Below are 23,690 nucleotides of genomic sequence, written 5' to 3' on the forward strand. Positions count from 1 at the left end.
TTCGCCTTTTCCAGCAGTTTTTTTGTTAAAAATTTCTGTTTTCTCAGCTTATGCTTTCCTGCAACTCTTTGCATGAGAAGCAATAAATTCCCTCATCAATTTTGCCCCAAGCATGGCGGTTTGCCCGGAATCGTATTCAGGGGCGATTTCTACGACATCAAAAGCCATTGAAAAAGGAGCAAGCGTCCTTATTGCAGTCCTTACATCTCGCGCACTCAGGCCAAAAGGCTCAGGCGTCCCGAGCCCAGGGGCATAAGACGGGTCTATTGCATCCATATCAAGGGAAAGATAGATCTGGCTGCAGTCAAGCCACTCGAGGGCTTCTTTGAGGGTCTCTACCATGCCAGTGGATTCCACATCATCAGCTGTATAATACTTCAGGTTATTTTCCCTGGCAAAAACCCATTCTTCTTCCGGACCGCTTCTTATGCCTATGGAAACAAGATTCTTGGTAACCTCACTGAGGATATTTCGGGACACACAGGCATGGTTATGCTTAAAACCCCTGTACTCTTCCCTGAGGTCAAAATGGGCATCCAGGACAAGTACCCCGAAATCTTCTCCTGCGAATTCGGCGCAGGCTTTCACCATAGCGAAGGTCAGCGAATGCTCTCCGCCAAGCATAATGGGAAGCTTTCCATCATTCAGGAGGTCTTTTGTAGCTTCGTAGAGGTTCTGCAGAGTCTCGTCAACAAAAGCTGAAGTTTCCAGGTTTCCGGCATCATAGATCGGAAGATCGACAAGGTCTATGTCGAAAGTCGGATTGTAACTCTCAAAATTCGCAGAAGCCCGCCGCATAGCGTCAGGAGCCCAGCGGCTGCCTGCCCTGTAAGAAGAAGTATTATCAAAAGGCACGCCGAAGATAACATAACGTGCAGATTCATAGTCTGCAAGAGCGTCTATAAAGGAATTGGGTAAAAACATAATTTAGCCTGATATGAAATTATTTGCTTAAAAAAAGAACGACTCAGGTTCTTGACCTGAGTTTCACTTTAGTTTAGGAAGTTTATGTCCGTATATCGAGCTTGACCTTGCTAAGAGCTGTAATGTAAGAAATCTCTTCGCCCTCTTTGACCTTATCCTTGTATTCCTCAGGAACTACGATCTCAAAGGTTGAGAAGTCTCCCATGTCCATAAGCTGGGCAATGTCGCCGGTAATCGAGATTACCTGTGCAGTCTTTCTTTCCACAATCGGGACGTATACTTTGGTTGCAACTGAGCCTATGAAGGAGCGCTTCTGGCCGTCAAAGAGTCCGATAGCCTCTACTCTTGCCTTTGCCGCCCCGTGTTTTCCCGGTTTGGACTTGGTAATACTTTTTATGACACATGCTTCGTCATCAATGATTACATATTTCCCTTCTTTAAGTTCCTTAACTTCTACCTGCTGTTTCATAATGATTCTCCCATACGTTTTTAGATGTTTATAAATAAGCTGTAAACGCCATTCCGGATTTGCCAGAAACTTTCCACGGCTCCGGTAAAGTAGTATAAGAAGGCTTTTCTAATTTTTAAGCCTGACTCTTATTTTACCAATACATTACTTAAGATCTGCATAGAAAAACTGGAAAATATTCCGAGCTTGGAGTGCCTGCAGAGCTAATCTACAGATCGAGAACTAATACGATTAATTTATCCTTGACTATATAACGCTTGTGCGAGATTTTACGTCTTTTGACTGGATTCCGGGGAAAACTGCCTAAAATCTCCGAAAAAATCCGGAAAAATCCAGATTAAAGGAATACTGGATTAAAAGAAATACTGGATTAAAMGAAATACTGGATTAAAMGAAATACTGGATTAAAMGAAATACTGGATTAAAMGAAATACTGGATTAAACGAAATACTGGATTAAACGAAATACTGGATTAAACGAAATACTGGATTAAACGAAATACTGGRTTAAACGAAATACTGGATTAAAGGTAATATTAGGTTTCAAAGAGAAGATTCTTTACTCAATAAGAGTTATTATTCTCTTGAAGCGTGCAGTATAGTAAATTTGCCTGGAAATTTTTCCTTTTTTATATTACAAGCGTTTTAGGACTCCTTTCTGCAATTTTTACGCCATCCCCACAGCCTTTCCGACTTTCATCTTAAAAGCTGATCCCAAGCTCCTAAAAGTTGATCCCAAGCTCCTTTAACTTTTCCAATCCGGGAACTCCTTCTTCATTCCATCCGCGGTAATGGTAATATTCCTGAAGTGCAGATTCGAATTCCTGCCTGGGAAGCCCGTACCCTTCGTTTTTGCCCTCGTTTTCAAACAGCCTTTCAGGAAGGGTATCGTCTTTTCGTGTAAACCCTGCTTTAAGGTTATACATTCTCTCCAGATTATAGATTCTTTCTCCGATTTTCAGAAGCTCAGCCGGTGATATCTCCATACATGCACCCGAAAGCAGGAGAGACGAACCGAGCTCTTCGTTAAGGGCAAAACCCGAGTAGGGGCAGAATACAAAAGAATCCAGAACTGCAGTCAGGTTTTCAAATACCTGAAGGATGCCTGCTTTTCCTTTAAGGCTCAGACGGTTAAGACTTACAGGCTTTCCAAGTACCTCTGGCCCGACCATGAAAGCAGTCAGATAGTCTCCCCCGTGGCTGGAAGTAGCATAAGCCAGAGCCTGTCCCCGTATCCCTCGCGGATCAAAACCTCCGAGTTCTAGCCCCTTTACATCCATGCTCAGGTCTTTTCTCCCAAGGCCTGATAAGTATCGTCTGGCTCCATTTCCTAGTTTTCCTCCTTCCCCGATTTCAAAGAGCCTGGATTCTATTTCATTAGCCTCGGTTATTCCTTCTTTGAGTTCTGCATACGCCCCGAGTACGGAACCTGCCGAGATCGGATCAAGCCCGTAGTCATTGCATATCATGTCAGCCTTAAGCACGGAAGTGAGATCAGGGTTTTCAAGGTTAAACCCAAAGGCCCAGAAGGAATCATAATCAGGCAAAATCTGTCCTTCAGGTAAAATCGCCCCTTCAGGTAAAATCTGCCCTTTCTGTTTAAACATCTGCCCTGCTCCTTTAATTCTCTTCTTACAACCCAGAGGACAGCCAGGGCAACTCTTATTTTCAAGTTCGAAAGTGGATTTGATACGCTCTCCTGAAAGCGCATCTGCAAATGGAGTTTTCTTTTCGGTAAAGTTCCTGCTGGGGATGAGATTCATATAATCCAGCAGTTTTACAAGCGCAGACGTGCCGTAATTTGCAAGGCCTTTTGAAAGCACAGGGCTTGCATCAAAGAGCTTTAGTAGTTTTACCTCAAGTTCCCGGAATCTCTCAGGATCGGAAGGCAAAAGTTCTTTTTCTCCTTTCGCAACCACGGCTTTGAGCATTTTTGAGCCGGCAACCGCGCCCAGGCCTCCTCTTCCGCTATATATGGAATCAACAACAAAGGAGGAGATGAGGACCTGTTTTTCTCCTGCCCTGCCAATACAGGCCACACTACCTTTCACACTACCTTTGTTTCCAAAGGCTTCGGTACATTCTCTGACATTCTTTCCCCAGAGATGTTCTGCGGGCACAACTTCAATGTTTCCGTCCGTGATTTCCACATAGGAAGGCCTGTTTGCCTTTCCGGTAACTACCAGAGCATCAATTTCAGCTTTCTTCAGTTCACTCCCGAAGCCCCCAGTCATGTTCCAGCTAAATATTGTGCCTGTTAGAGGCGATTTCGATGTGAGGACTGCACCTGAAGCCATCGGGGCAAGGCCTGAAAGCGGACCTGAGGTAAAAATGAGAGGATTGAGAGGGCTAAGAGGATCGATATCGGGACCTGTCAGCTCAGAAAGAAGTTTCACTCCAAGTCCTCTGCCTCCAAGATATCTGAGAATTAACTTTTCATTCGTTTCGACGATATTAACTGATTCATTGCCAAGGTCTACATATACTGTTTTTCCTGTCCAGCAAGTCATATTGAGTCCTTCGTTTCTGCTCTGATCCAAGCTTTCAATCCTGTTTTTATAATCATTTCACTTATACCTTATTTAAGTTGATATTCCTTTTTTTCTTTGAAATATACACCATCAGGAAGAAAACTTCTTAGCCGGTAACCAATGAATATATTTCGGACAGGTCAGAATTATTAACTTTCAGCCTGCCTGTCCAATAAACCGGATACAGAATCTATAGCCTCAATGACAATTATCCCTATAAACGCCGTAAGCATACCAGAAAAAGTAGCCATTATATAAGGAACAAAAGGTGACGCAGCCACTATATCTATGCACGCAAGGTGCCATATAATAGACTCTCCATCCCTCAAAGGGATAACATATGCAAGCACGAAAGCAAGTGGCAGTCCGATAATCGACCCCACAATACTCAGTTTTTTATTTTTGAGGATTACGTATAAAAGAGCAAATGAGATGCTAACAGGTATTAACAAGTAAAATACCGGAAACATTAGAACAAATCCTAATCCTTCATCCAATTAATTCATCTCCTCAGTGATTGTTTCATACTGAACCTGAATTTTGGCTGTGCTGCTGGCTTCTCATATTTATTTTCAAATTGACTTTTTACACAAATAGAACACTATCATTAAAAAAATTAAAAAATTGAATCCACAACGGGCATTATGGGAAAAACTTAGTATGTTTGTCTCGCTTATTTTCGTATCAGTTCCATTTGCATTGCTTGCTGTAAGCGTCACTGTATAATTTTCTGCTGCTGAACAGGTATGTGTCGGATTTTGCTCGGTTGAATTAGTTCCCTCTCCAAAATTCCTGTCACCGTAGATAGAAGGGTTTACTTTAATTGATTCATTAGTGGTTATCCGGGTTTCCGTGAGAGTGAGTTGGCCATCTACACACTGTGAAGAAGCTGCCAACGCCGCAGATTAAATGAAATTAAAAACACAAAGATGAAGGCTATTTCAAAAAGCATTTTTTTCTTTTTCATTTGTTTCATCCTTCTCCCTTTCATACAATAATCTATCAAAAAAAATTAATGAATAAAAGTGGAGAATGTTATTGATTTTCTTTATCGCCTCCTGACGGCTGTAAACTTAATCCTCACTCTTAATTTGGTTCTATCTGCTCGATAATTTCCTTTGCTTTCCTGACCATGTAATCTGCTTCATCAGCCGAAACCTGTTCACATAGCTTCATTTTTTCAACGAGATGAATGAAGGAATTAAGCATGAAAACAGCTTCTTTATTCTCACCCTTTTCATAGTAACATTTAGAAGTATCAAGCAGATCTATCAGGCCTGTTTTTGTATTTACATGGCACCTGTATGTAATTTCCACATACTCCTTAAGAGCCTGTATCCCGTCCAGAGGCATTAGCTCCGAAGAACAATTGTCAGAAGGCTGGGTTCCGTTTTCATCTCCCTCGTCTCCATCCGTATAGTTGTCATCCAGAGGAGGCACTTCAGCCGAAGAAAGAGTAAACATATAGATATCGGGGTTTCCATTGCGGGAATCATGCCAGACTATTCTGCCCCCATAAATATCAAGTACCCCAGGATTTCCTCCCCATTCATCATCATTATCGCCTGCAAATATCCAGACTGATCCACTGGTAGTAATTCGGGTTTCCTTAGAAATAGAAAGGTTGTACATGTAAATATCGGGCCTGCCACTGCGATCATCTACCCATACAATTCTGTCTCCATAGATCGAAGGTGACCCTTGATTAAATTCATTAGTAGTTATCTGAGTTTCCGTGGAAGTGGAAAGGTTATACATATAGATATCCCAGTTTCCATTTCGATAGTCTTCCCATACTATCCTGTCCTCATAGATATCAGGAACTCTTTGAATTGAGTTATTTGTGGTTATCTGGGTTTCTGTAGAAGTTGAAAGGTTATACATGTAAATATCCAGATTTCCGTCACGACTATCCGTCCACACAATATTGTCTCCGTAGATTGCAGGATAGTCCTGATATGACGTGTTGTTGCTTATCTGGACTTCCGTAGAAGTGGAAAGATTGTACATGTAGATGTTATTGATTGACCACACTATCCTATCCTTGTAGATACGAGGATTATTTATTACACCATCATGTATTTTGGTTTTATTAGAAGTAGAGATGTTGTAAGTGTAGACCTCTGGGTTTCCATTCGGCCATTCATACCACACTATCCTGTCCCCGTAGATATCAGAAGATACTTGATCTGAACTATCATTGGTGATCTGAATTTCTTTGTGGGCGGAAAGATCGTACATATAGATGTCATAGCTGCCAGTAGGATATCCAGATTGATCAATGTTTTCTCTGTTGCGAGCATCCTGCCATATTATTTTATCATCGTAGATCGTCGGTTCGGTCTGAAATGATCCATTAGTGGTAATCTGTGTCTCAGTTCCATTTTCCCTGTTATCCACAGGCAATCCCGCAGAATCAAGAGTGAACATGTAAATACCACCATGCGAAGGTACCCATACAACCCTGTCCCCATAGATAGCAGGGTAACTTCCAGAACCCGCGTCGTATACTCCCTCGGCAGTCAACTCGGTTTCAGTAGAAGTGGAAATATTATACATTAAAACATGACTTCTGAAATCCCAGAAATCTTGAGTCCACACTATTTTATCCTCATAAATATCGGGACTGCCAGTTCTTTCATAGGCTATAAGCTCTCCTGTGGAAGTAGAAAGATTATGCATTACAATCATTTCATTATTTCCTACATAATCTTCCTGCTCCCATACGACAACGTCCTTATAAATTGAAGGGTTCCAGCTCCTTAATCCCGAAGAAAGCGGGGTTTCCGTAGAAGTGGCAAGATCGTATACACATATATTATTATTTATAGAAAAATACGGATCTATAGCATCATCTATTTGCACTTCATCTACCCACACTATTTTGTCCCCATAAATCGCAGGATCACTCTGATTTGATTCATTAGTGGTTATTTGAGTTTCCGTGGAAGTCGATAGGTCGTACATGTAAACGTCCAGGTTTCCATTTCGATCATCCTGCCATACTATTTTATCATCGTAAATAGCAGGTAAAGTCTGGTTAGAATTACTGGAAGTAATCCGGGTTTCCGCGGAAGTGGAGAGGTCGTACATGTAGATGTCCCAGTTTCCATTACGCAGATCCTGCCATACCATTTTATCATCGTAAATAGCAGGATTGGACTGTGTTGAGTTGTTACTGGTTATCTGTGCTTCCATGGAAGTGGAGAGGTCGTACATGTAGATATCCCAGTTTTCATCATGGTTGGAATAGAAGCTTAAGTTATCTACCTGATCTTCTTCATTCCGAGCATCGGCCCATACAATTCTGTCCCCATAGAAATCCAGAGACCTTACTTGTGCGTCACTGATGTTGACCCTGGTTCTTGTACCCTCTGCAGGAACTGCAGTTGCGTTCCCGATGGTCATTAAAAATATAACAAAAAATATTCCAAAAAAAATTGCTGCTCTTTTATCAACTTTCATCTAACTTACACCTCAACCTAAAATGAAATTTTTAATCCAGACTTTCTTTTTCCTAAACTTAGTCATTCAATATTCGATTATTAAACTAAACTCTAAATTTGAGGAAAGATCCATTTGTAATCGAATCAATATTCGAGACTATAGCTTTCAATTCAGAGGTAAATTTAGGGACTGCACTCTTCAAACTTTGTGGTTTTTAACCTGTATTAAGCACTGAGTTCTGGAGCCAGCTCATGAGATTTACATTAAAAACAAGTCTCAAATTGTGACTTCCCCAAAAAACCCAAACTTGAAGAATAAATGTTCAATTCCTACTTTATAAAATATATCCAAGAAAGAATATAGATATTTCTATAAGAACTAAAATAGAATAGTTTATTATATACTATATCAGAAAAAGGATAAAATTAACACGTGTTAACTTTTTTGTTCAGATTTAATTATAATTACGTATTTTATATCATTATTTTGTTAATAGCGTTTTTTAAAGCCTTATTTTCACTTATTTCAGTATAGTTGGTTCTTAACTCAAATCCGTGATTCTTTAAAATGTGTCATTGAAAATATGGTTTTTAAAAAGTGTTATTGAAAGATAGTTTTAAAAAGTTATATCCAGAAGATCTTAAAAGAGCCAGCCTTTAAGACAGAGAAATCTCACATATATATTGTATGAACCTGGAGAAACCTTATATCGTTTCTGTTTATGCCGTTCTACGGAACGAGAAAGGAGAATTCCTGCTTCTCAGACGGTCGGAAAATTCTCACAGCAATCCGGGAAAATGGGATCTGCCGGGTGGAAAGCTGGGCCTTGGAGAACTTCTTAAAGACGCGGTTGTTAGAGAGGTCTGGGAGGAAACCGGGATTTCAATTGCGCTCGGAGAGATTGCAGGGTATGCTACCTTTGAGCTTCCGGACAAAAAAGTAATTGCCATAATATATGACGGAGGATATATCATTGCTGATGTAAAGTTGAGCTATGAACATGTGGAATATGCATGGAGCTCTCTTGAGCATATTCTGGAAATGGATGCTCTTCCGGATCACTTTAAGGAATTCTTTAAAAGATTCGCTGCCGAAAATAAAGAACCTCCAGAGCTACCTATTTAAAATATATCAGAAAAGTGATTACCTGCTGAGCCAGTCACAAAACCAATTTTTATTTTCATAATTTATAAGAGTTATAGAATTACTTTCCTGGTCAGAATCTCAATTGACGATTTTAAAAATGAGTTTCAAAAAAGTAGATTTTGAGTTTTTGAATCAGCTCTTTAAGTAAAAATCCGAAAGAAAAATTAGTGACTTACACTAAGGCCATTTGTAAGCTGATAATAAAGAACTTTTTGTCTTTTTTAAGAATATTTTTAATACAATCTATAATTACGATCTCAAGAAGTATTCCCTTAGTTATTGCCATATTGTGGTTGTTTTCAAGAAATTACGGATTAAATGAACTTTTTTTACAAATTAACTCTAGTAATAATTTTATTCAAAAAAGTAAGCTTATATCTAAGAACAAATTTTTTGGTCATTATCCAGTTAACAGAGTGAAATAACTAGGACTTACGCGACTAAATTGAAGGATTGTAGAATTTACATCTTAATTGAATTTGTCCTAAGGAGGACTTACATGAAAAAATCTTTTTCATCTATGGTTTTATTAGTTATACTATTCTTGCAAGTAACTTTAGCTATTATACCATCAATTGGAGTGGTTTCAGCTTCAGGCAACGTAACAATTAATGATTTTACTTGTAACATTACTAAAGGGACTGTTCCTTTTGATTCAAGGCTAACTGGTAACGTGACTGGTCAAGTTACCAGCTGGAAATGGGAATTTTATAATCCGCAAATTAACCATTGGTCTTACAGCAGTGGAAAAGGAAACTCGGTAACTACATCTCATAGGTTTGGAAGAGCTAAAGCTTATGGAGTTTTTAATGTTACTTTGATTGTAGTTGGGCCTAATGGAAGTGATTCACTTAAAAAGATAGATTATGTTGTAGGAAATAAAAACACTACAGGTCTGCCAACTGCTAATTTCTCTGCATCGACCACTTCTGGATATGCACCATTGAATGTAACATTTACTGACAAGAGTAAAGATGCAACTACAGCTTTATGGTATTTTGGACTGACAAATACTTCAAAAGAAAAGAACTCAACATATACTTTCACTTCTCCCGGAACTTATAGGGTTGTTTTAGAAGTGAGCAATGGAAGAGGTTGGGATGCGACAGCTCAAGAAATAACTGTTATGGGGCAACAGAAAATTCTTCCAGAAGCAGGTTTTGACGCCGATACTTCCAATGGCCTCGATGTGCAATTTGCAGACACCTCACAAAACGCAAATGAATGGAACTGGGACTTTGGAGATGGAACTAATTCAACCGATCAGAATCCGTCACATACCTATTCAACAGCAGGAAACTATTACTGTCAATCTTGCAGCAAACAATGAAAACGGAACAAGCTTAGCAAACAAAACAATATATGTGGAAGAAATGAGCAGCTCAAGTGGTGGAAGCGATAGTGAAGACAGTAGCAGCGGTGGAGATAGCGTGGGAACTGTTACTGTATCAGATAGCAGCGATAGTAGTAGCGATAGTAATAGCGATAGTAATAGCGATAGTAGTAGCGGTAGCAGTGGCAGCAGTATCAGTGGTAGTAGCGGTAGCAGTGGCAGCAGTAGCAGTGGTAGCAGCGGAGGCGCCGGTGGTTCGCCCGAGCTTCAAAGCAATGTCGCAGCTAAAGAAATCTCACAGACTTCTATTACATACGGGAACTCTGTAAATTTCAATTTCCCACAAAATGCCACTCCTGTAACTAATATCAGTTTTGATTCAAAAAAGACTGTTGGCAAAACTACAGCTATAGTTGAGATGCTAATAAATCAGTCCACTCTGGTTTCGGAACCACCTTCTGATGAAGTATATAAATTCGTAAACATCTGGGTAGGAAATAGTGGATTTGCAACGCCCGATAATATTGAAAATGCAACAGTATATTTCAAGGTTGAAAAATCCTGGTTACAAGATCAAAATATAGACAAGTCTTCTGTTACATTTAATAGGTACAATGATTCACAATGGAATCCTTTACAAACCACTCTTGCAGGAGAAGACAATGAGTACCTGTATTTCATAGCTGAAACCCCAGGATTATCTTCTCCTTTTGCGATAACTGGCAAGACAGCATCAAACGCAGCTCTGAACGAAACAAAATCTGAAACTCAATCTGGATCTAATAGTAGTCTTGAAAACAACGCAAGTAATGCAACGAATGTTAAACAGACACAAAGTCCAACTACTTCTGGAAATGAAAACAAAAAATCTCCAGGTTTTGAATCAGTTTTTGGAATCGTTAGTTTGCTTGCTGTGTTTTTGTATAAAAGAAAGTAAGAATATGTAATTAAGAAAGAATATATGATGAGGATTCAATATCCTCATCTAAGTCTTTTACATACGTTTTCGGTTAAGTGAAGACTCATGATAAATTGCGTCAATTTTTAAATAGATATTAAATAATTTAATAGTTTGTGGGCTGGAACAGAGTATCGATTTCATGTAAATAGGCCAAAATTTAAGGCCGGCTTCTAATATAAAATCGATAATTTTCAGGCAAGAAAATTTCTTAACCGATGATCAATGAAACCAATTTTGATTTTTAGGATAGAGTTTCAACTTGGATCTACTCCGAGGCACTTTAAATAAATTTTTACTTGAAATACTTATCCTCAAGTTTTTTCCTTTTTTTCCTGCTGCGCTGCCAGCTTACCCCGAGGTACAGGAGAACTGCAAAAGCTGCAAGAGCTGCCATACGCAGTATGGGCCCGTACTTGCTCAGGAGGAGAGGGTTTAGATCTTCTCTTTGCTCGTATTCAGGATACATGATATCCCTTCTGTTGCTGCTGTGCCCCAGGCCCAGGGCGTGCCCGAATTCATGTTTTGCAACAGAAAGCATTGTCCCATCCCCATACTGGCGCCAGGCTTTTCCCTGATAATTTCCTACCTCAAGCACTATGTCGACCTTTACATATCGATCATCAGATACCATGGGACTTGCATAGCCAGCAACGCCTGTGGGAGCCCCTTCAACGATCTCCAGATTTTCAACCCATTTTATCCTGATATCAGCTTCTTTCGAATCCACAAGTTTGAAAACAGGCGTAAACTCAAGGTTTCCGTTTCCTCCCTCCTCCCAGTATTTCATAGCCTTTTCTATTTGTGCATAATAGGTAGGGCTGTAGTGCTCGGGAACATTGCTGTCATCAATATATACAGTAATAGGAGAGTGGTCCCATGGATAATCCAGAATTCTTTCCGGATTCGTTTCAGATGCAGCTGAGACAGTAGGTAAAATAAGTACCATCAGTAACAGCATAAAAGAGAATCTAACTCTGTACATATGGTCTCGACTTATATAAATCGGACTACCAAATAAATATTATTAACCCTGAAACCCAACGTAAAAGTATCTATCTCCTGCATACATCCAATATGCATCCCGCAGATACTCTCCACACTTATCACACATTTATCACACATGTTCGCATAAAACCAGTGCGAAAAGGCGAGTTTGTATCGGTGGATGATTATTGATGGAAGAACTCTCAGAGATTAGCTTTTGGTCAGGTTTTGGCAGGGAATTAATTTTTCAAAATTAAATAAGGTCCTGATGAACTGAATTTATAATATCACAAAAACGAATTTTGATAGTGAATTTTTATATGAATTTCTATGAATTTCTATGTGGATTTTTATAACGAATTTAGATCTACTGAATTATCTGTTTACTTAAAAGTGGCTTTGGAGATATTACATACCTCACAATTCGAGTCACAGCAGTATTCTTCTTCATTTCCTTCATCCGGAAATTCGGATGTAAGTGCTCTTGTGCTTTCAGCGAGTACCGCGGCATTGGAGATGGATGCTCCTATCATAATTGCATAAAATATTTTTTCTTTGCTAATTCCTTTCCGTTTTGCGACTCTAATATGCATTTTCAGGCAATGCTCGCAGCGAAGGGCAGAAGCTACACCTATCGCGATAAGTTCAACTGTCTCTGGGTCGAGGTTCTTGAATCCCCTCATTATAGAGTTTTCGTAAAGCGTTTTTGGGATGAAAATCTCCGGGAGATCTTTCATGAAGTTCATTATATATGGGACTTCACCATACTGATTCCGGACATCTTCAAGGAGTTCAGGAACAGCTTTCTCAGGGTCCTTTTTCAAAATTTCCACAATATCTTCAAGTTCCATACGAAACCACCAGCGTAGATTAACGTGGAAAAAGGATTCAGACTCCGTTTTCTGTGTCAGGCTTTACAATATAAAGGATAAGTGAAAAACACGCACCCAGTAAAATGTAAAGCAAATAACTCTTCATGCAACAGAACCCGGGTCAAATTGCAAAACCAACGTCAGACTTAGATTTGATTTTTATCAATATATAATTTTTCATTTTTGATTTTGAAATATTTGCAAGTTCGGAAAGAGTAACCCCTTCATCAAATTCCAGTTTTTCAAGTCTTTCATGGAATTCATCATAGGGTAACTTGACTCTGAGCCCATTAAGCTGGAGGGTCAATGGAGCAGGCGAAAGTACAGTCCGGATTTCCGGCACCTGATTTTCAATCTCTTTCATAACTCTAGCAGGAAGCACTGCGAGGGGGTCTTTTGCCTGCTGTTTACGAATGTTATCAGCAATCTTTCCAACCTCTTCATTGAGTTTATCAAGGGCGCTAACCTCCTCGGTTTTCCTTAACCTGTGAGAAGTCCTTCCAATATTCCCAACATAAAGGTCTGCTCCGGGAACTTCCTCGGTCTTAAGGTCAGGTCCGCCTGTAACTACAATTGGAATTTCTACGCCTTCAAAAAGCTTTGGCTTCTTGTTTATTATGCAGTCACTGAAAGACCCAAATGTGAAAACTGCAATATCATGTTCGTTAATAAGTCTTCTTTCATAGTCCATGGACAGAGATACCCTTCGCCCCATTCCTCTTGCAAGTCCTATCATGTTTGTATTGGCTCCGGGGTGGCGGAGATACTCTGCAATGTCACATGCTGAATGCGGGAGGTGGTGAGAAGCAAGAGTTGGCGAAACAACTGCAATCTCAACTCCAGTCAGGGGAGCTTCTACCATAACTCCAAGCAGTTCATCAGATTGCTTTTTCACAATTGGGACATCTTTTTCCGGAATAAGCATAATAAGGTTGACTTCAGTCCCTGTAACTACTTTCTGGACTATGTAGCCTCCAAGGTCTTCCAGCAGCTCAATTAAAAGTCCATGCTTGTGGACGCCACCGGTATAAAGATAGGGTCGGAGTACAGCCATCTTACTTTTTCCCTCCTTTCATCAGTTCTTCGAGCATCGCTCCTGCTTCTTCGATCCACTCATGTTTTAGTGCTTCCTCGGACGCCACAAAAATAAACTGGTTACCTTTATACAGGTGATACCGGACCCTGAAACCCTCAGGGGTGACACGGATTGCAAAATCAACAAGATTTTCGTGAAGCCTGTGCTTTGGATCTGCAACCATCATATCTTTAAGAAAAGCTGCTTCTTCCTTTGGGTTATCCGTACTTATGGCTACAGTCCATCGGTCCGGCTGGCTGATATTTGCTTTCCCGTAACGCTCCCAGAGTATTCCCAGTAATTCTGGAATATACTGCTCTTTTTTGATAGAAATTATTATCTCACGGGCAATCGGTTTTGCGTCCACATCGGCAATATCAATTGTTGTAACCCTGGTGCCCACGTCCCTCAGGAGAATTGCCATCTGAAAAAGAGAATCTTCAGGTCTCAACACTACCTTTATTCTCCCTATCGCCGGGGCAAGCTTGAGACTTGAAAGATTGTCCTCGATAATCTTTCTATAAAATTCCTGCTCCGGAGCGATTGCGGACTCGACATCAAAGACTTCAAGCGAATCCATCTTTTCCTCACTCCTCCACAAAGCCCGAAGCAAGCAAAGCTGCTCCTACTGCTCCTATCAAGTGTGAGTTCTCGGGAACAAGGACATCGATCTTTAGAAGTTCTCCGAGGGCTTTTGGGACTCCTGCAATTAGGGAAGATCCGCCCACAAGAATCAGAGGCTCTTTAACATCTACTTCCTGTAACTGCTGCTCATAGATCTGTTCTACCACACTATAACAGGCTGCAGCAGCCACGTCTTCAGGAGTAGCACCTCTTGCAAGGGAATTTACAAGGGATTGAGTTCCGAAGACTATGCAGTAGCTGTTCATAGATACATGTTCATGCATCCCTTTAACTGCCAGGGCTCCGAGTTCGGTGATATCTACACCAAGCCGCTTTGAGATCATTTCAAAGAAACGTCCTGAAGCGCCTGCGCAAATCCCGCCCATTGTAAACATTCCGGGAATCCCGTCCTGAACCGAGATCGCCTTGTTGTCCATACCGCCTATATCAATAACTGTTGCATTGCCTTTCTGCTTGTCAGCAAGATAGACGGCTCCTTTTGAGTTAACAGTGATTTCTTCCTGGATAAGCTGAGCTTTAAAATGAGTACCTATAAGAAATCGTCCGTATCCGGTTGTACCCAGAGCCTGCACTTCTTCCCTGGAAACGCCGGCCTCTTTCAGGGCAATAGAGTAAGCTTCTTCAGCACTTTCAAGGACTTTTGTTGTGGGCACCCAGCCCTTGCCTATTATTTTGTTGTCCCTCATTACCACGGCTTTCGTGGTTGTTGACCCTGAATCTATTCCCGCGGTCAGTCCGGTCTGAACTTCCCTTGTAAGAAGGTGCCTGCGCCTGACAATTGTAGTAAGAGCTTCCAGGCGAGTAAGAAGTGTACCTGCACTGGTGCTTTCGGTAAAAGAATAGCTGATTACCGGGATTTTGGAGTGCTCATGGATATATCTTCTGACCTCATTTCGTACAATAGCTCCTTCGGCACAGCGGAAACAGGTGGTAATGAAAACTCCATCCGCATTGGCGATACCTTCAACAACAGCTTTTGCCCGGGCCATCATAAGCCTCAGGTCTCCACTCGCAACCTCAAGCCCAAAATCTCTGCCTATAGTATCTATGGATGCAACATCAATTTCAGGGAAAATAAATTTTGCATTTACTTGGGCTGCGGCTTCTTCAAATTCGGGCTGAACTCCGGCATACTCAGAGCCGCAGGATACCAGTGCAATCTTGACAAGTGCAGATTCCTCTGTGCTCATTCCTTGTCCTCCTTGTCTGCCGATTCTGTCTCTTTCGCCTTTTCATCTTCCTCAGGCTTTTCCTTAGGCAACGACTCCAGAAATGCTACTATTTTGTTTACGAAGTCGCGGGCTTCGTCGTCGGATTCCGGGTATTCTACTTCGAGTACAGGGACACCTTTTGAGCGGACCAGATACTTCATCAGCTCATTTGTACGGTTACACCCCACACAACCAAAGTCCGTGGGTGGGTTTTCAACTATAATTGCAGCTTCTGTCTGTTCGATAAGAGGGCCTATCAACGCCATTCTTCCCCTTACTCCAGCCGGCACTTCAATTGCAGCATACTTAAGACCCAATTTAGGGTCTTCGGGAGTAATATTTAGAGGAGGAGAATCAAGGCTGAGGCTTGTAACTTTTTCTCGGATCTGGTTCATCATGGTAAGGGGTTTGTGCCCGAAACGTTCAACCAGGTCGGCTAGAATAAGACTATTTATAGGGTAAATGAAAACCTTTGCCAAAAAACTCACCTCGCAAGCTCCTCTTCAATAACTTTTTCCAGGTCCGAAGTTGTAAGCCTGCATTTCTTTTTGCGTTTTTCTGTTACACATTCCTTTGCTTCCAGTTCGTCAAGTGCAGCCCCTATGGCAGGAAGCATCTCCACTTCTTCCCTCAAAAAATGGAATCCCGGCCGTGGGCCTCCACCTCTGCTTGCGCGGCAGCGCCTTTCATCTCCTGGAGGGAATCCCCTATCCTTTACAAAAATATGATTTTTATCAAGCTGCCGGATTTGTTCAACGAGGATCTGGACATCGTCTTTGGCTCCTGATACGATAAGTCCAAAACAGGTCTCCTTTACCGTAACTGGAAACTCTGACTCATAGATCTTCATGGCTGCATCTGAAGGCAGCACTTTATCCGAACTGATTACAATGTACTTTGTAATCTCTTCTTTTTTCGTTTCCGTCATATTTCGTCTCTCCTTAGCCTCGGGAGACTTTAAATTTCGATAAATTAATGTGAATCCGCTTAAACATCTGGATTCATTAAAGCGGACACGTTATAATGAGCTGACTAATTCGTTAGCAAGATTTAATCTGACCCAGAGAGCTGAAAATCATCTTGAGCTACTAACCGGGTACTTATACGTCTATTTACTTATTATTGTGCTTATGCGTATTACTTGTTTTATATATTATGAATAGTATGTACGCCCATTATCCAATTGTATTATAGTTTATACTTTTAAGTTTACTTGCGTACAATTTCAGTTACGTATATCACATCTCCTTCTTTGACAGCAAGGAGCTTTTCAGGGTTTATTACCCGGCCGACAATATTAGTTGAGGAAAATCGTTCTCCTGTGGGGCCGAAAAGTTCGTCGTCTCCAAGTCTTATTCCTATAGTCCCCATCCTCTTTGCAGACTGGTTTGTAATCCCTATTTCCCCTCCAAGTACTTTGTCCGTGGGGGTATTTTCTGGAAGGATTTCCTTGTACTTCACAACTTCCTTTTCTGTCTTAAAAAGGTAGGTGTCGTCATATATCATATAAACAGGCAGTTTCCCAACAGTTTTTGTTTTAAGTTCAAGACCATGGCGGAAGAAATCCACAGATTTCGGGGCTTTTTCAGAGTAAAGCTCAATCTCAATCAGTTTATCTCTGGGTACTGCATACGCAGTCACCTTTGCTTCCCCAAGGATCTCAAGGGTTGTTGGAGGGTTCTGACTGACAATTACGGCATCCTTTCCGGTGTATCCGTCTTTTACCAGTTCAACCCCTATGGAAGAAAGTACAGGCTCGGCCTCTTCAAAGCTATGTCCCAGAAGCACTATCTGGGGAGGAAGACTCTCAACCGAAAGCTTCTGTCCTTCTTCTGCAAGTTTAATGAGTTCGATGCCTTTCGTTACCTGCCCTACAACAGAATGAACAAGGCTTGAAGGACGCTCCTCTCTTGAAATATATATTCTGCCCAACCCATATCCGACTGTACGGACAGAAACTGCACCTTCTCGTCTTGGATCAAAATTTTCATAAGGAGCAGGTATTCCCTTCAGGTCATCATCTGAGATAAATGAACTGGTAGTAACATCTACATTGAGAGTTCCTTCACGAGTAAGGGCATAGAAATGTTCTGCTCCCCCTGGAGCATTCCTGGAAAGTTCAACTTCAAAATAAGTAAATATGCTGTCACCATCTTCAAGCGGAACAGAAAGATCAGTTGTGCAGGTCTTTTCTGAGATTTGTTCCCATTCTATAATTGGCTCAATACCAAGAATTGTATCTTCTCTGGAAAGCCTGGACAAAATTTTTCTTCCGGTCACAACTTCTGCAAAGACCCCATCTTCAGGAGTCCCATATTCCGCAGTATGTCTTTTAAGTGAAAAAATAAGATGAGTGTTACGGGGATCAAAACCTCCTGCTCCAAACATCACCTCAAAAGCTTCAAAATTGCCTGTTTCGCGCGAAGGTTTAATTTCGGCTTCAAAAGGCCCGAAAGCTAGAGCTTCAGGACTTGCCCAGTGGATAGATTTTCCTTCGTACTCTTTAAAATGCTCAGCCCATAATTTTCCTGAAGGCGACTCAGGATTTCTTATTTCTATCCTGAATTCTCCTCTGGGAGTATTGATAGCGTATTCGGTGACTGTTTCGATCTTTTCCTCAGCGACCTCTTTCAGAATTCCGACCGCTGTACCGGCTATATAAGGGGCTCTGGAAACTTTAAGGGCATCTTCAAGGATAGAGCCTGCAGGTAAGGTATATTGTTGCCCATTCACCTCTACGCTGATCTCATTACTCGTAATCGGCACCTCATTTAGTATTTTTCTATACTACAGAGGTGGCAGCATATTTATATCTCTTCTGCAGCTTGGATCCTTTCGTCTTCGGTAAGTTGAGAGAGTATACTCTTCGGCTCACCTATGTCTACAATCTTCCCATTGCGCATAAGTGCAACACGGTCACAGATCTCGTTTACGAAGTCGATATCGTGAGAAACTACAACGAATGTTTCTCCTATCTCTTCTCTAGCTTTCAGGATGGAATTCGTCACCGAGACCTTGGTAATCGGGTCCATAGTCCCTGTTGGTTCATCCATAATGACGATTCTCGGTTCCTTGATCAGAACCTGTGCAAGTGCAATCCTGTGCCGCTCCCCTTCACTCAGCTCATCAGTCATTTTGGGCAAAATAGCTTTTGCCTTGTTTTCTTCAAAACCTGCAGCTTTGAGAGTAATTACAGCTTTTCTGACCCCGAGTTCAAAAGGCAGATCAAGACTAATAGACTCGGTAAGATTATCTATTACTGAGCTATGAGTGTAAAGGCCGTATTCCTGGTGCAAGAACCCCATATATTTGGTTGCTCTTCCTTTATTATCCACTCCCAGCTTTGTCATGTCAACCCATTCGTCTCCCACGCGAACCTCAACTTCTCCGGATGTGGGTGGTAATATTCCCATTAGAATTTTGGAGGTTGTAGTCTTGCCTGCTCCGCTCACTCCGACTAGCCCGAAGATTTCTCCTTCATTTACATCAAAAGAAATCCCGTCTACAGCTCTAACCACGCCTCGGTCGACTGAAATATAACGCTTTGATAGGTCTCTTACCCTGATTATAGGTTCCCCGACCATGACATTCTTTTCCTGCCTCACAATGGATACACTTTGCATAAAGACTGCAGAAACCTCAAGTGGATCCCCTTCCATGACTACCTCTCCGTTTTCAAGCAGGATAGCTTTATTCGCCATCTGTTCAATAACTTCAGGCCAGTGCGAAGTCAGGACCATGCTCATATTATAATTTTTGACTGCCCTTATCATAGCATCGTGTACCAGCTTTGCAGTCATGGGATCAAGGGTACCTGTGGGCTCGTCAGCTAACAGGAGCAAAGGATTTCTCACAAGCTGCCTTGCAAGCACAACTCTCTGTTTTTCTCCGCCTGAAAGTTCTCTTGCAACATGCATCATGCGGTGACTCAGGTTTACTTCTTCCAGCAGTTCGATTGCTTTTCTCATGGAGTCTTGCCCGGCATATCCTATTTCATTCAGGGAGTTTATGACGTTTACAAGAACCCTTTCGTCTCCGTAAAGTGCAAAGGTGCGCTGAAGCATGATAGCTATGCGCTTTGTAATATCTTTCCTAATAGGTTCATAAAGTGAAAGTTTTACAAAATCAGCTTCGAAAGCTTCCAGTACTTCTCCACAGACCGGACACTTCTGGCCTGTCTTGCTGGGGCGTTCTATGTATCCACATTTCGGGCAACGTGATAGATGATAAATTACTTCACCTGAAATGTTCTCAAAAGACTCTGTGCCGCGCAGTACATGCATCAGGATTGTTTTTCCGGACCCGCTTTTTCCCAGAATTCCAACTATTTCCCCTTCATTGATACTTAAGTTTACGTTTTTCAGGGCCTTATGACCGTCGAAATCTACGGTTAGATTTTTGACTTCAATAAATACTGGCATGGATTTTCCTCCGCAATTATGAGCTGCAATACTTTCTGGTGGCTTTTGCCTGCCTGGGCATATCGCTCAAGAGTGAAAAGCAATTACTATAAATGAATAACACAATAGTACAAACAACGAATTTCACACGCTTAATGAATTTCACACATTTGGGCAACAACTACATAAGAGTAAAGATTACATAAACATAACGCATTATTTTTTCACTGTTAACATTTAAAGCACATTTACAGTTAAGTCAAGTTCATCTGATGAACCTTGCTTAATCAGTACTTTTATCTTGTCCTGTATGTGACTCGATGTATTATATTGATTTGTCTTATTATCGCCGTCGTGTTATATAGATTCGTTTATATAATAATTCTCTTTACATCCTTTACAGCGCTTTTACCACATCTACAACTTTTATAATATCATCAATAACCACGTCTGCTGCTTCTCTTAGTTCTTTGGGCCTTTTGTCGCCCTGCTGTGTTGTCATTACTCCTAGATCTGCTGCTCTGAATGCCAGTATGTCGTTAATCCCATCCCCTACCATAATTACTTTGTCATATTTTTGTTTTAGATCAATCACTACTTTTTCCTTCATCAGAGTGTTTGAAAAAGCAAAGACTCTTTCCTGAGGGATGTTTATGAACTCAGCCAGTTGCATGAGAGCAAATAAACTATCTCCGGATGCTATGTACGTATCTACTTTCATGGAATGGAGAGCCTGAACTGTTTGTAACGTGGTACTGAATACATGCCCTCCTGTACTCAGTACATATGGCACGCTTCTAGCTTGAGAGTCAACTATCAGGCCTGCTGCCAGATAAAAAACATTTGGACAGTGGGAGGTAACTGCTTCCAGGACATCATGTATATCACCCATTCTTGGGGACATTCCCCTTATGATATCACATGCAATCTCCTGAGTAAAAAGTCCTTTTGAACAGCTTATACCTATTGAAACTCTGTACTCTTTTATAAACTCAAACAGAGGCATCTCTTTTCTTGAGCTCAGGAGTATATCACTTTCAGCGTTCAGAACGACAAGCCCGCATCCATTCTTTTGCGCGACAATAGCAGTGCTCTCTATGTTTTCAAGGATATCCCCGGTACTGGCTTCTTTTGCAACCCTGTACATATGTAGAAGGGTTCCGGCACTGTCAAAGACCACTGCAATTCTTTTGGACATATCAAGTGATTAAGCTATTAAATAAAAAAATCTTTGCGAAAATCTGAAAACAAAAATAAGAATTTGTAAATAATAGAAGTTTGTGAAGAAAAATTAACTTCACAGGATTGAGGCCCCTGAAATAAGGACACCAGCAAGGAACCCCAGGATTACTCCGGAATTCAAAAAGGGAAGGCCTGCCTGCGGGTTCCCTTTCATTACCTGGATGGAAAGTACGGCGTGCCCTATAAGCGTGCCCAGTATGGCCCCAAGGACCGGATAGAAATTACTTGTCATGAAGACGTTTGCCGAGACTACCAGCAGGGTAGGCATAACCGCATCTCCGAGCCCCATGAAAAAAGCCTCATGCTTTTCTCCCTTTTTGAAGTCTTCTTTTAAGAAAGAATATTTCAGGTGTTTTGGAATTACAAACATGATTGGAAGTTTCAGATCCATTATCCCCTCGGCCATATCTACCATATGCTTTGTTTTGTACACTGAGATAGCGTCATATATTGCAAGAAGAACCAGAAGCACTATTACTGGGACAACTGAGAGGGAAATTCCTATCAGGGCACTGACCCCGGCTGCAATACAAACTCCCACAATGTCAACAACATACCATTCTGGATATTTATAGAGTAGCACTGTTATTACGATGGATAGCACAACTGAGGCAATGGACGCAAATCCTGAAAGAGAAGGAATGAGGACAAACAGAGCCAGGACCACGTAATATATAGTGCTTATTATGGCCAGATAAATAGTGAAGCTGATTACCCACTTCATATTTTTCTTTATTGCCAGAAGGACAAACAGGGTAAAAGCCAGGATCATTATAATATAATATATAGAATTGGACACCTGGGTTGGGTCCTCAAAAGCCTGCATTCCACTAACTTCCATTGGCGTGGACAAAAAGAGTGCAAGAACCTGCACTATAAGAATTAGTCCCCCCATGGAAATAATAGGTAAATAATCTTTAATTGATTGTTCGATGGAACTCAAGTGCTAAACTCCTTAATTCTTAACAGTATGCCTTTTCTATTCCTTTATTATACTTACTGTACTTTCATCTCCGACTTCTCCTGACTGTTTATATATAACTTTACCTGGAAAATATTATTTTTTTTATGTTGTCTTTAAAATATAGTGTTTTTCCACGAAATGTCTCCAGGATACATCTCTCCTATACTGGCTCTTTTTTCATAGGAGCGATAATTAAAAGTAAAGGAATAAATCGAGAAACATGTGTTTGTGAAAAATTAGAGATTACATCTCTTAAAAATTAAATTGCGGGTGTCCAACCTACCATAAAGACAAGGTATGTTTTGGGCCGCCCGCCCGGTTACTTAGAAACAGATGATTATGTATCCTTTAACAAGATTTCTTAACATAAGTGATTGAAATTTTGACCTCGGTTTCCTATCAGATTTGATGTATCTATAAAAGGAAGCTATGGTTTAGCATGAAAGTACGGAACAAAACTGGCTCACGATGCTCCAAAACGAAGAGGTAAGGGTTCACTTCACCCCATCAAAAGAATGGGATATTCGTGACCTCTGCGCTTCCGTTGTAATAAACAAAATAGAAAAAAGTAAAAAATAGAAAATCGTAAAGATAGAAAAGCAGTAAATACTTTAAGGAATATTCCGCTTGATAATTTTGAAACAAGCTAGATTACAGAACGCGTGTGTATTTGCTTGTGCTTGTGCTTGCGTGTATGTGCTTGTGTATGCGGAACAATTTTTACAGGTGTTAGAGGTATACGATGGAGACTAGAGATACAGTATTTCTTGTTGTGATGGTTCTGTCATCCTTTCTTCTATCCTTTGAGTGGCTTAGAAGATTTGCATATAAATCCACAAATCCCCTGATTATTCTTTCAGTTATGGTTCTGGTCGGAACATTAGCTGTCATGCTCATCTCTGTTAACAATAGGCTTCAGGAACTCGAAAACAAAATGGAGGCAAAGGATCGTACCCTTAAGGTCAACATGGAGAGTACAGAAACAAATATTGAAGAACGGATGAATGAGCTATCAAGCAAAATTGATAATGCAGTTTACGAATTCAACCGCAGAAAATACCACTAATCTCATCTATAACTTTTTATTTCAGGGCAAACATTTAATTTCTTATTTTTAAAAAGCATAGCTTGAATCCACGGTATTTGCTAATAGTCATATTTAATTTTTTTACCGAGTAGTACTTAATATTTTATAAGTATACCATTTATAGGGCAGGAATCTTCGATATATGCGGTGTTAATTGAAAGAAAAATGGCCCAAGTACTTTTTGAACGGATTCTCAGACTTCACTCAGTTTTGAATTTAAGTTATTAACATTTATCCAAATTTTAATCCGAATGTATGTTAATTTTTCTAATCAAATTAATACCCGATCAGGACATTTCGGGTACAGAGTCCATGATTCAGTAAGTTATATATACTTGTTCTTCTGTAGAACAGAGAATATCTGAAGTTTAACAATTACAAAATAATACATCAGATATTT

21 protein-coding genes are annotated in these 23,690 nt (G+C 40.7%); 4 read left to right on the forward strand and 17 right to left on the reverse strand.

Going from position 1 to position 23,690, the window contains the following annotated elements; genetic code table 11:
• Positions 1-48 precede the first annotated feature (48 nt).
• From speB to FXW07_RS14170, 6 genes are all read right to left on the reverse strand, one after another.
• Complete coding sequence (gene speB, locus FXW07_RS14145; RefSeq protein WP_229395982.1) at positions 49-924, reverse strand: agmatinase; 876 nt, start codon at positions 922-924, stop codon at positions 49-51.
• A gap of 82 nt (positions 925-1,006) precedes the next feature.
• A complete protein-coding gene (locus FXW07_RS14150) occupies positions 1,007-1,393 on the reverse strand; it encodes a translation initiation factor IF-5A (protein WP_048123005.1) in 387 nt (128 codons plus the stop codon).
• 721 nt (positions 1,394-2,114) lie between these two features.
• A complete protein-coding gene (locus FXW07_RS14155; protein WP_229395983.1) occupies positions 2,115-3,902 on the reverse strand; it encodes an aldehyde ferredoxin oxidoreductase family protein in 1,788 nt (595 codons plus the stop codon).
• Between the two features lie 170 nt (positions 3,903-4,072).
• Positions 4,073-4,420 carry a hypothetical protein gene (locus FXW07_RS14160; RefSeq protein WP_229395984.1) on the reverse strand — a complete coding sequence of 116 codons (348 nt, stop codon included), beginning with the start codon at positions 4,418-4,420 and terminating at the stop codon, positions 4,073-4,075.
• A gap of 75 nt (positions 4,421-4,495) precedes the next feature.
• Positions 4,496-4,819, reverse strand: a complete 324-nt coding sequence (locus FXW07_RS14165; protein ID WP_229395985.1) for a PKD domain-containing protein — start codon at positions 4,817-4,819, stop codon at positions 4,496-4,498.
• Between the two features lie 190 nt (positions 4,820-5,009).
• The gene (locus FXW07_RS14170) at positions 5,010-7,388 is read right to left on the reverse strand and encodes a hypothetical protein (protein WP_229395986.1); all 2,379 of its coding nucleotides are present in this window, start codon (positions 7,386-7,388) and stop codon (positions 5,010-5,012) included.
• A 669-nt stretch (positions 7,389-8,057) separates the two neighbouring features.
• Here FXW07_RS14170 and FXW07_RS14175 point away from each other — a divergent pair.
• From FXW07_RS14175 to FXW07_RS14185, 3 genes are all read left to right on the forward strand, one after another.
• A complete protein-coding gene (locus FXW07_RS14175; RefSeq protein ID WP_229395987.1) occupies positions 8,058-8,495 on the forward strand; it encodes an NUDIX domain-containing protein in 438 nt (145 codons plus the stop codon).
• 520 nt (positions 8,496-9,015) lie between these two features.
• Positions 9,016-9,846 (forward strand): PKD domain-containing protein, encoded by an 831-nt coding sequence (locus FXW07_RS14180; protein WP_229395988.1) that lies wholly within the window; start codon positions 9,016-9,018, stop codon positions 9,844-9,846.
• Positions 9,761-10,786, forward strand: coding sequence for a PGF-pre-PGF domain-containing protein (locus FXW07_RS14185; protein ID WP_229395989.1), 1,026 nt, complete (start codon positions 9,761-9,763; stop codon positions 10,784-10,786). The genes FXW07_RS14180 and FXW07_RS14185 overlap by 86 nt, the downstream gene beginning before the upstream one ends.
• A gap of 316 nt (positions 10,787-11,102) precedes the next feature.
• Here the strand turns inward: FXW07_RS14185 and FXW07_RS14190 are convergent, their stop codons facing one another.
• The 11 genes from FXW07_RS14190 to FXW07_RS14240 form a co-directional block, all read right to left on the reverse strand.
• The gene (locus FXW07_RS14190) at positions 11,103-11,756 is read right to left on the reverse strand and encodes a matrixin family metalloprotease (RefSeq protein ID WP_229395990.1); all 654 of its coding nucleotides are present in this window, start codon (positions 11,754-11,756) and stop codon (positions 11,103-11,105) included.
• A 421-nt stretch (positions 11,757-12,177) separates the two neighbouring features.
• Positions 12,178-12,645, reverse strand: a complete 468-nt coding sequence (locus FXW07_RS14195; RefSeq protein ID WP_048123015.1) for a carboxymuconolactone decarboxylase family protein — start codon at positions 12,643-12,645, stop codon at positions 12,178-12,180.
• A gap of 142 nt (positions 12,646-12,787) precedes the next feature.
• Complete coding sequence (locus FXW07_RS14200) at positions 12,788-13,720, reverse strand: methanogenesis marker 7 protein (RefSeq protein ID WP_229395991.1); 933 nt, start codon at positions 13,718-13,720, stop codon at positions 12,788-12,790.
• Between the two features lies 1 nt (position 13,721).
• Positions 13,722-14,321 (reverse strand): methanogenesis marker 17 protein, encoded by a 600-nt coding sequence (locus tag FXW07_RS14205; protein WP_229395992.1) that lies wholly within the window; start codon positions 14,319-14,321, stop codon positions 13,722-13,724.
• A gap of 7 nt (positions 14,322-14,328) precedes the next feature.
• Entirely contained in the window at positions 14,329-15,576 is a 1,248-nt protein-coding gene (locus FXW07_RS14210) for a methanogenesis marker 15 protein (RefSeq protein WP_229395993.1), read from the reverse strand.
• A complete protein-coding gene (locus FXW07_RS14215; protein WP_229395994.1) occupies positions 15,573-16,076 on the reverse strand; it encodes a methanogenesis marker 5 protein in 504 nt (167 codons plus the stop codon). The genes FXW07_RS14210 and FXW07_RS14215 overlap by 4 nt, the downstream gene beginning before the upstream one ends.
• Before the next feature lie 5 nt (positions 16,077-16,081).
• Entirely contained in the window at positions 16,082-16,525 is a 444-nt protein-coding gene (locus FXW07_RS14220; RefSeq protein WP_048123024.1) for a methanogenesis marker 6 protein, read from the reverse strand.
• Between the two features lie 281 nt (positions 16,526-16,806).
• Entirely contained in the window at positions 16,807-18,363 is a 1,557-nt protein-coding gene (locus FXW07_RS14225; protein ID WP_229395995.1) for a methanogenesis marker 3 protein, read from the reverse strand.
• A gap of 41 nt (positions 18,364-18,404) precedes the next feature.
• A complete protein-coding gene (atwA, locus tag FXW07_RS14230) occupies positions 18,405-20,018 on the reverse strand; it encodes a methyl coenzyme M reductase system, component A2 (RefSeq protein WP_229395996.1) in 1,614 nt (537 codons plus the stop codon).
• 376 nt (positions 20,019-20,394) lie between these two features.
• Positions 20,395-21,195 (reverse strand): HAD family hydrolase, encoded by an 801-nt coding sequence (locus FXW07_RS14235; RefSeq protein WP_229395997.1) that lies wholly within the window; start codon positions 21,193-21,195, stop codon positions 20,395-20,397.
• Positions 21,196-21,294: 99 nt separating this feature from the next.
• Complete coding sequence (locus FXW07_RS14240) at positions 21,295-22,182, reverse strand: presenilin family intramembrane aspartyl protease PSH (protein WP_229395998.1); 888 nt, start codon at positions 22,180-22,182, stop codon at positions 21,295-21,297.
• Between the two features lie 763 nt (positions 22,183-22,945).
• Here FXW07_RS14240 and FXW07_RS14245 point away from each other — a divergent pair.
• Positions 22,946-23,269, forward strand: a complete 324-nt coding sequence (locus FXW07_RS14245; RefSeq protein WP_048123035.1) for a hypothetical protein — start codon at positions 22,946-22,948, stop codon at positions 23,267-23,269.
• Positions 23,270-23,690: the final 421 nt, after the last annotated feature.

The organism is Methanosarcina sp. DH1 (assembly GCF_020804205.1).
Lineage (GTDB): Archaea > Halobacteriota > Methanosarcinia > Methanosarcinales > Methanosarcinaceae > Methanosarcina > Methanosarcina vacuolata.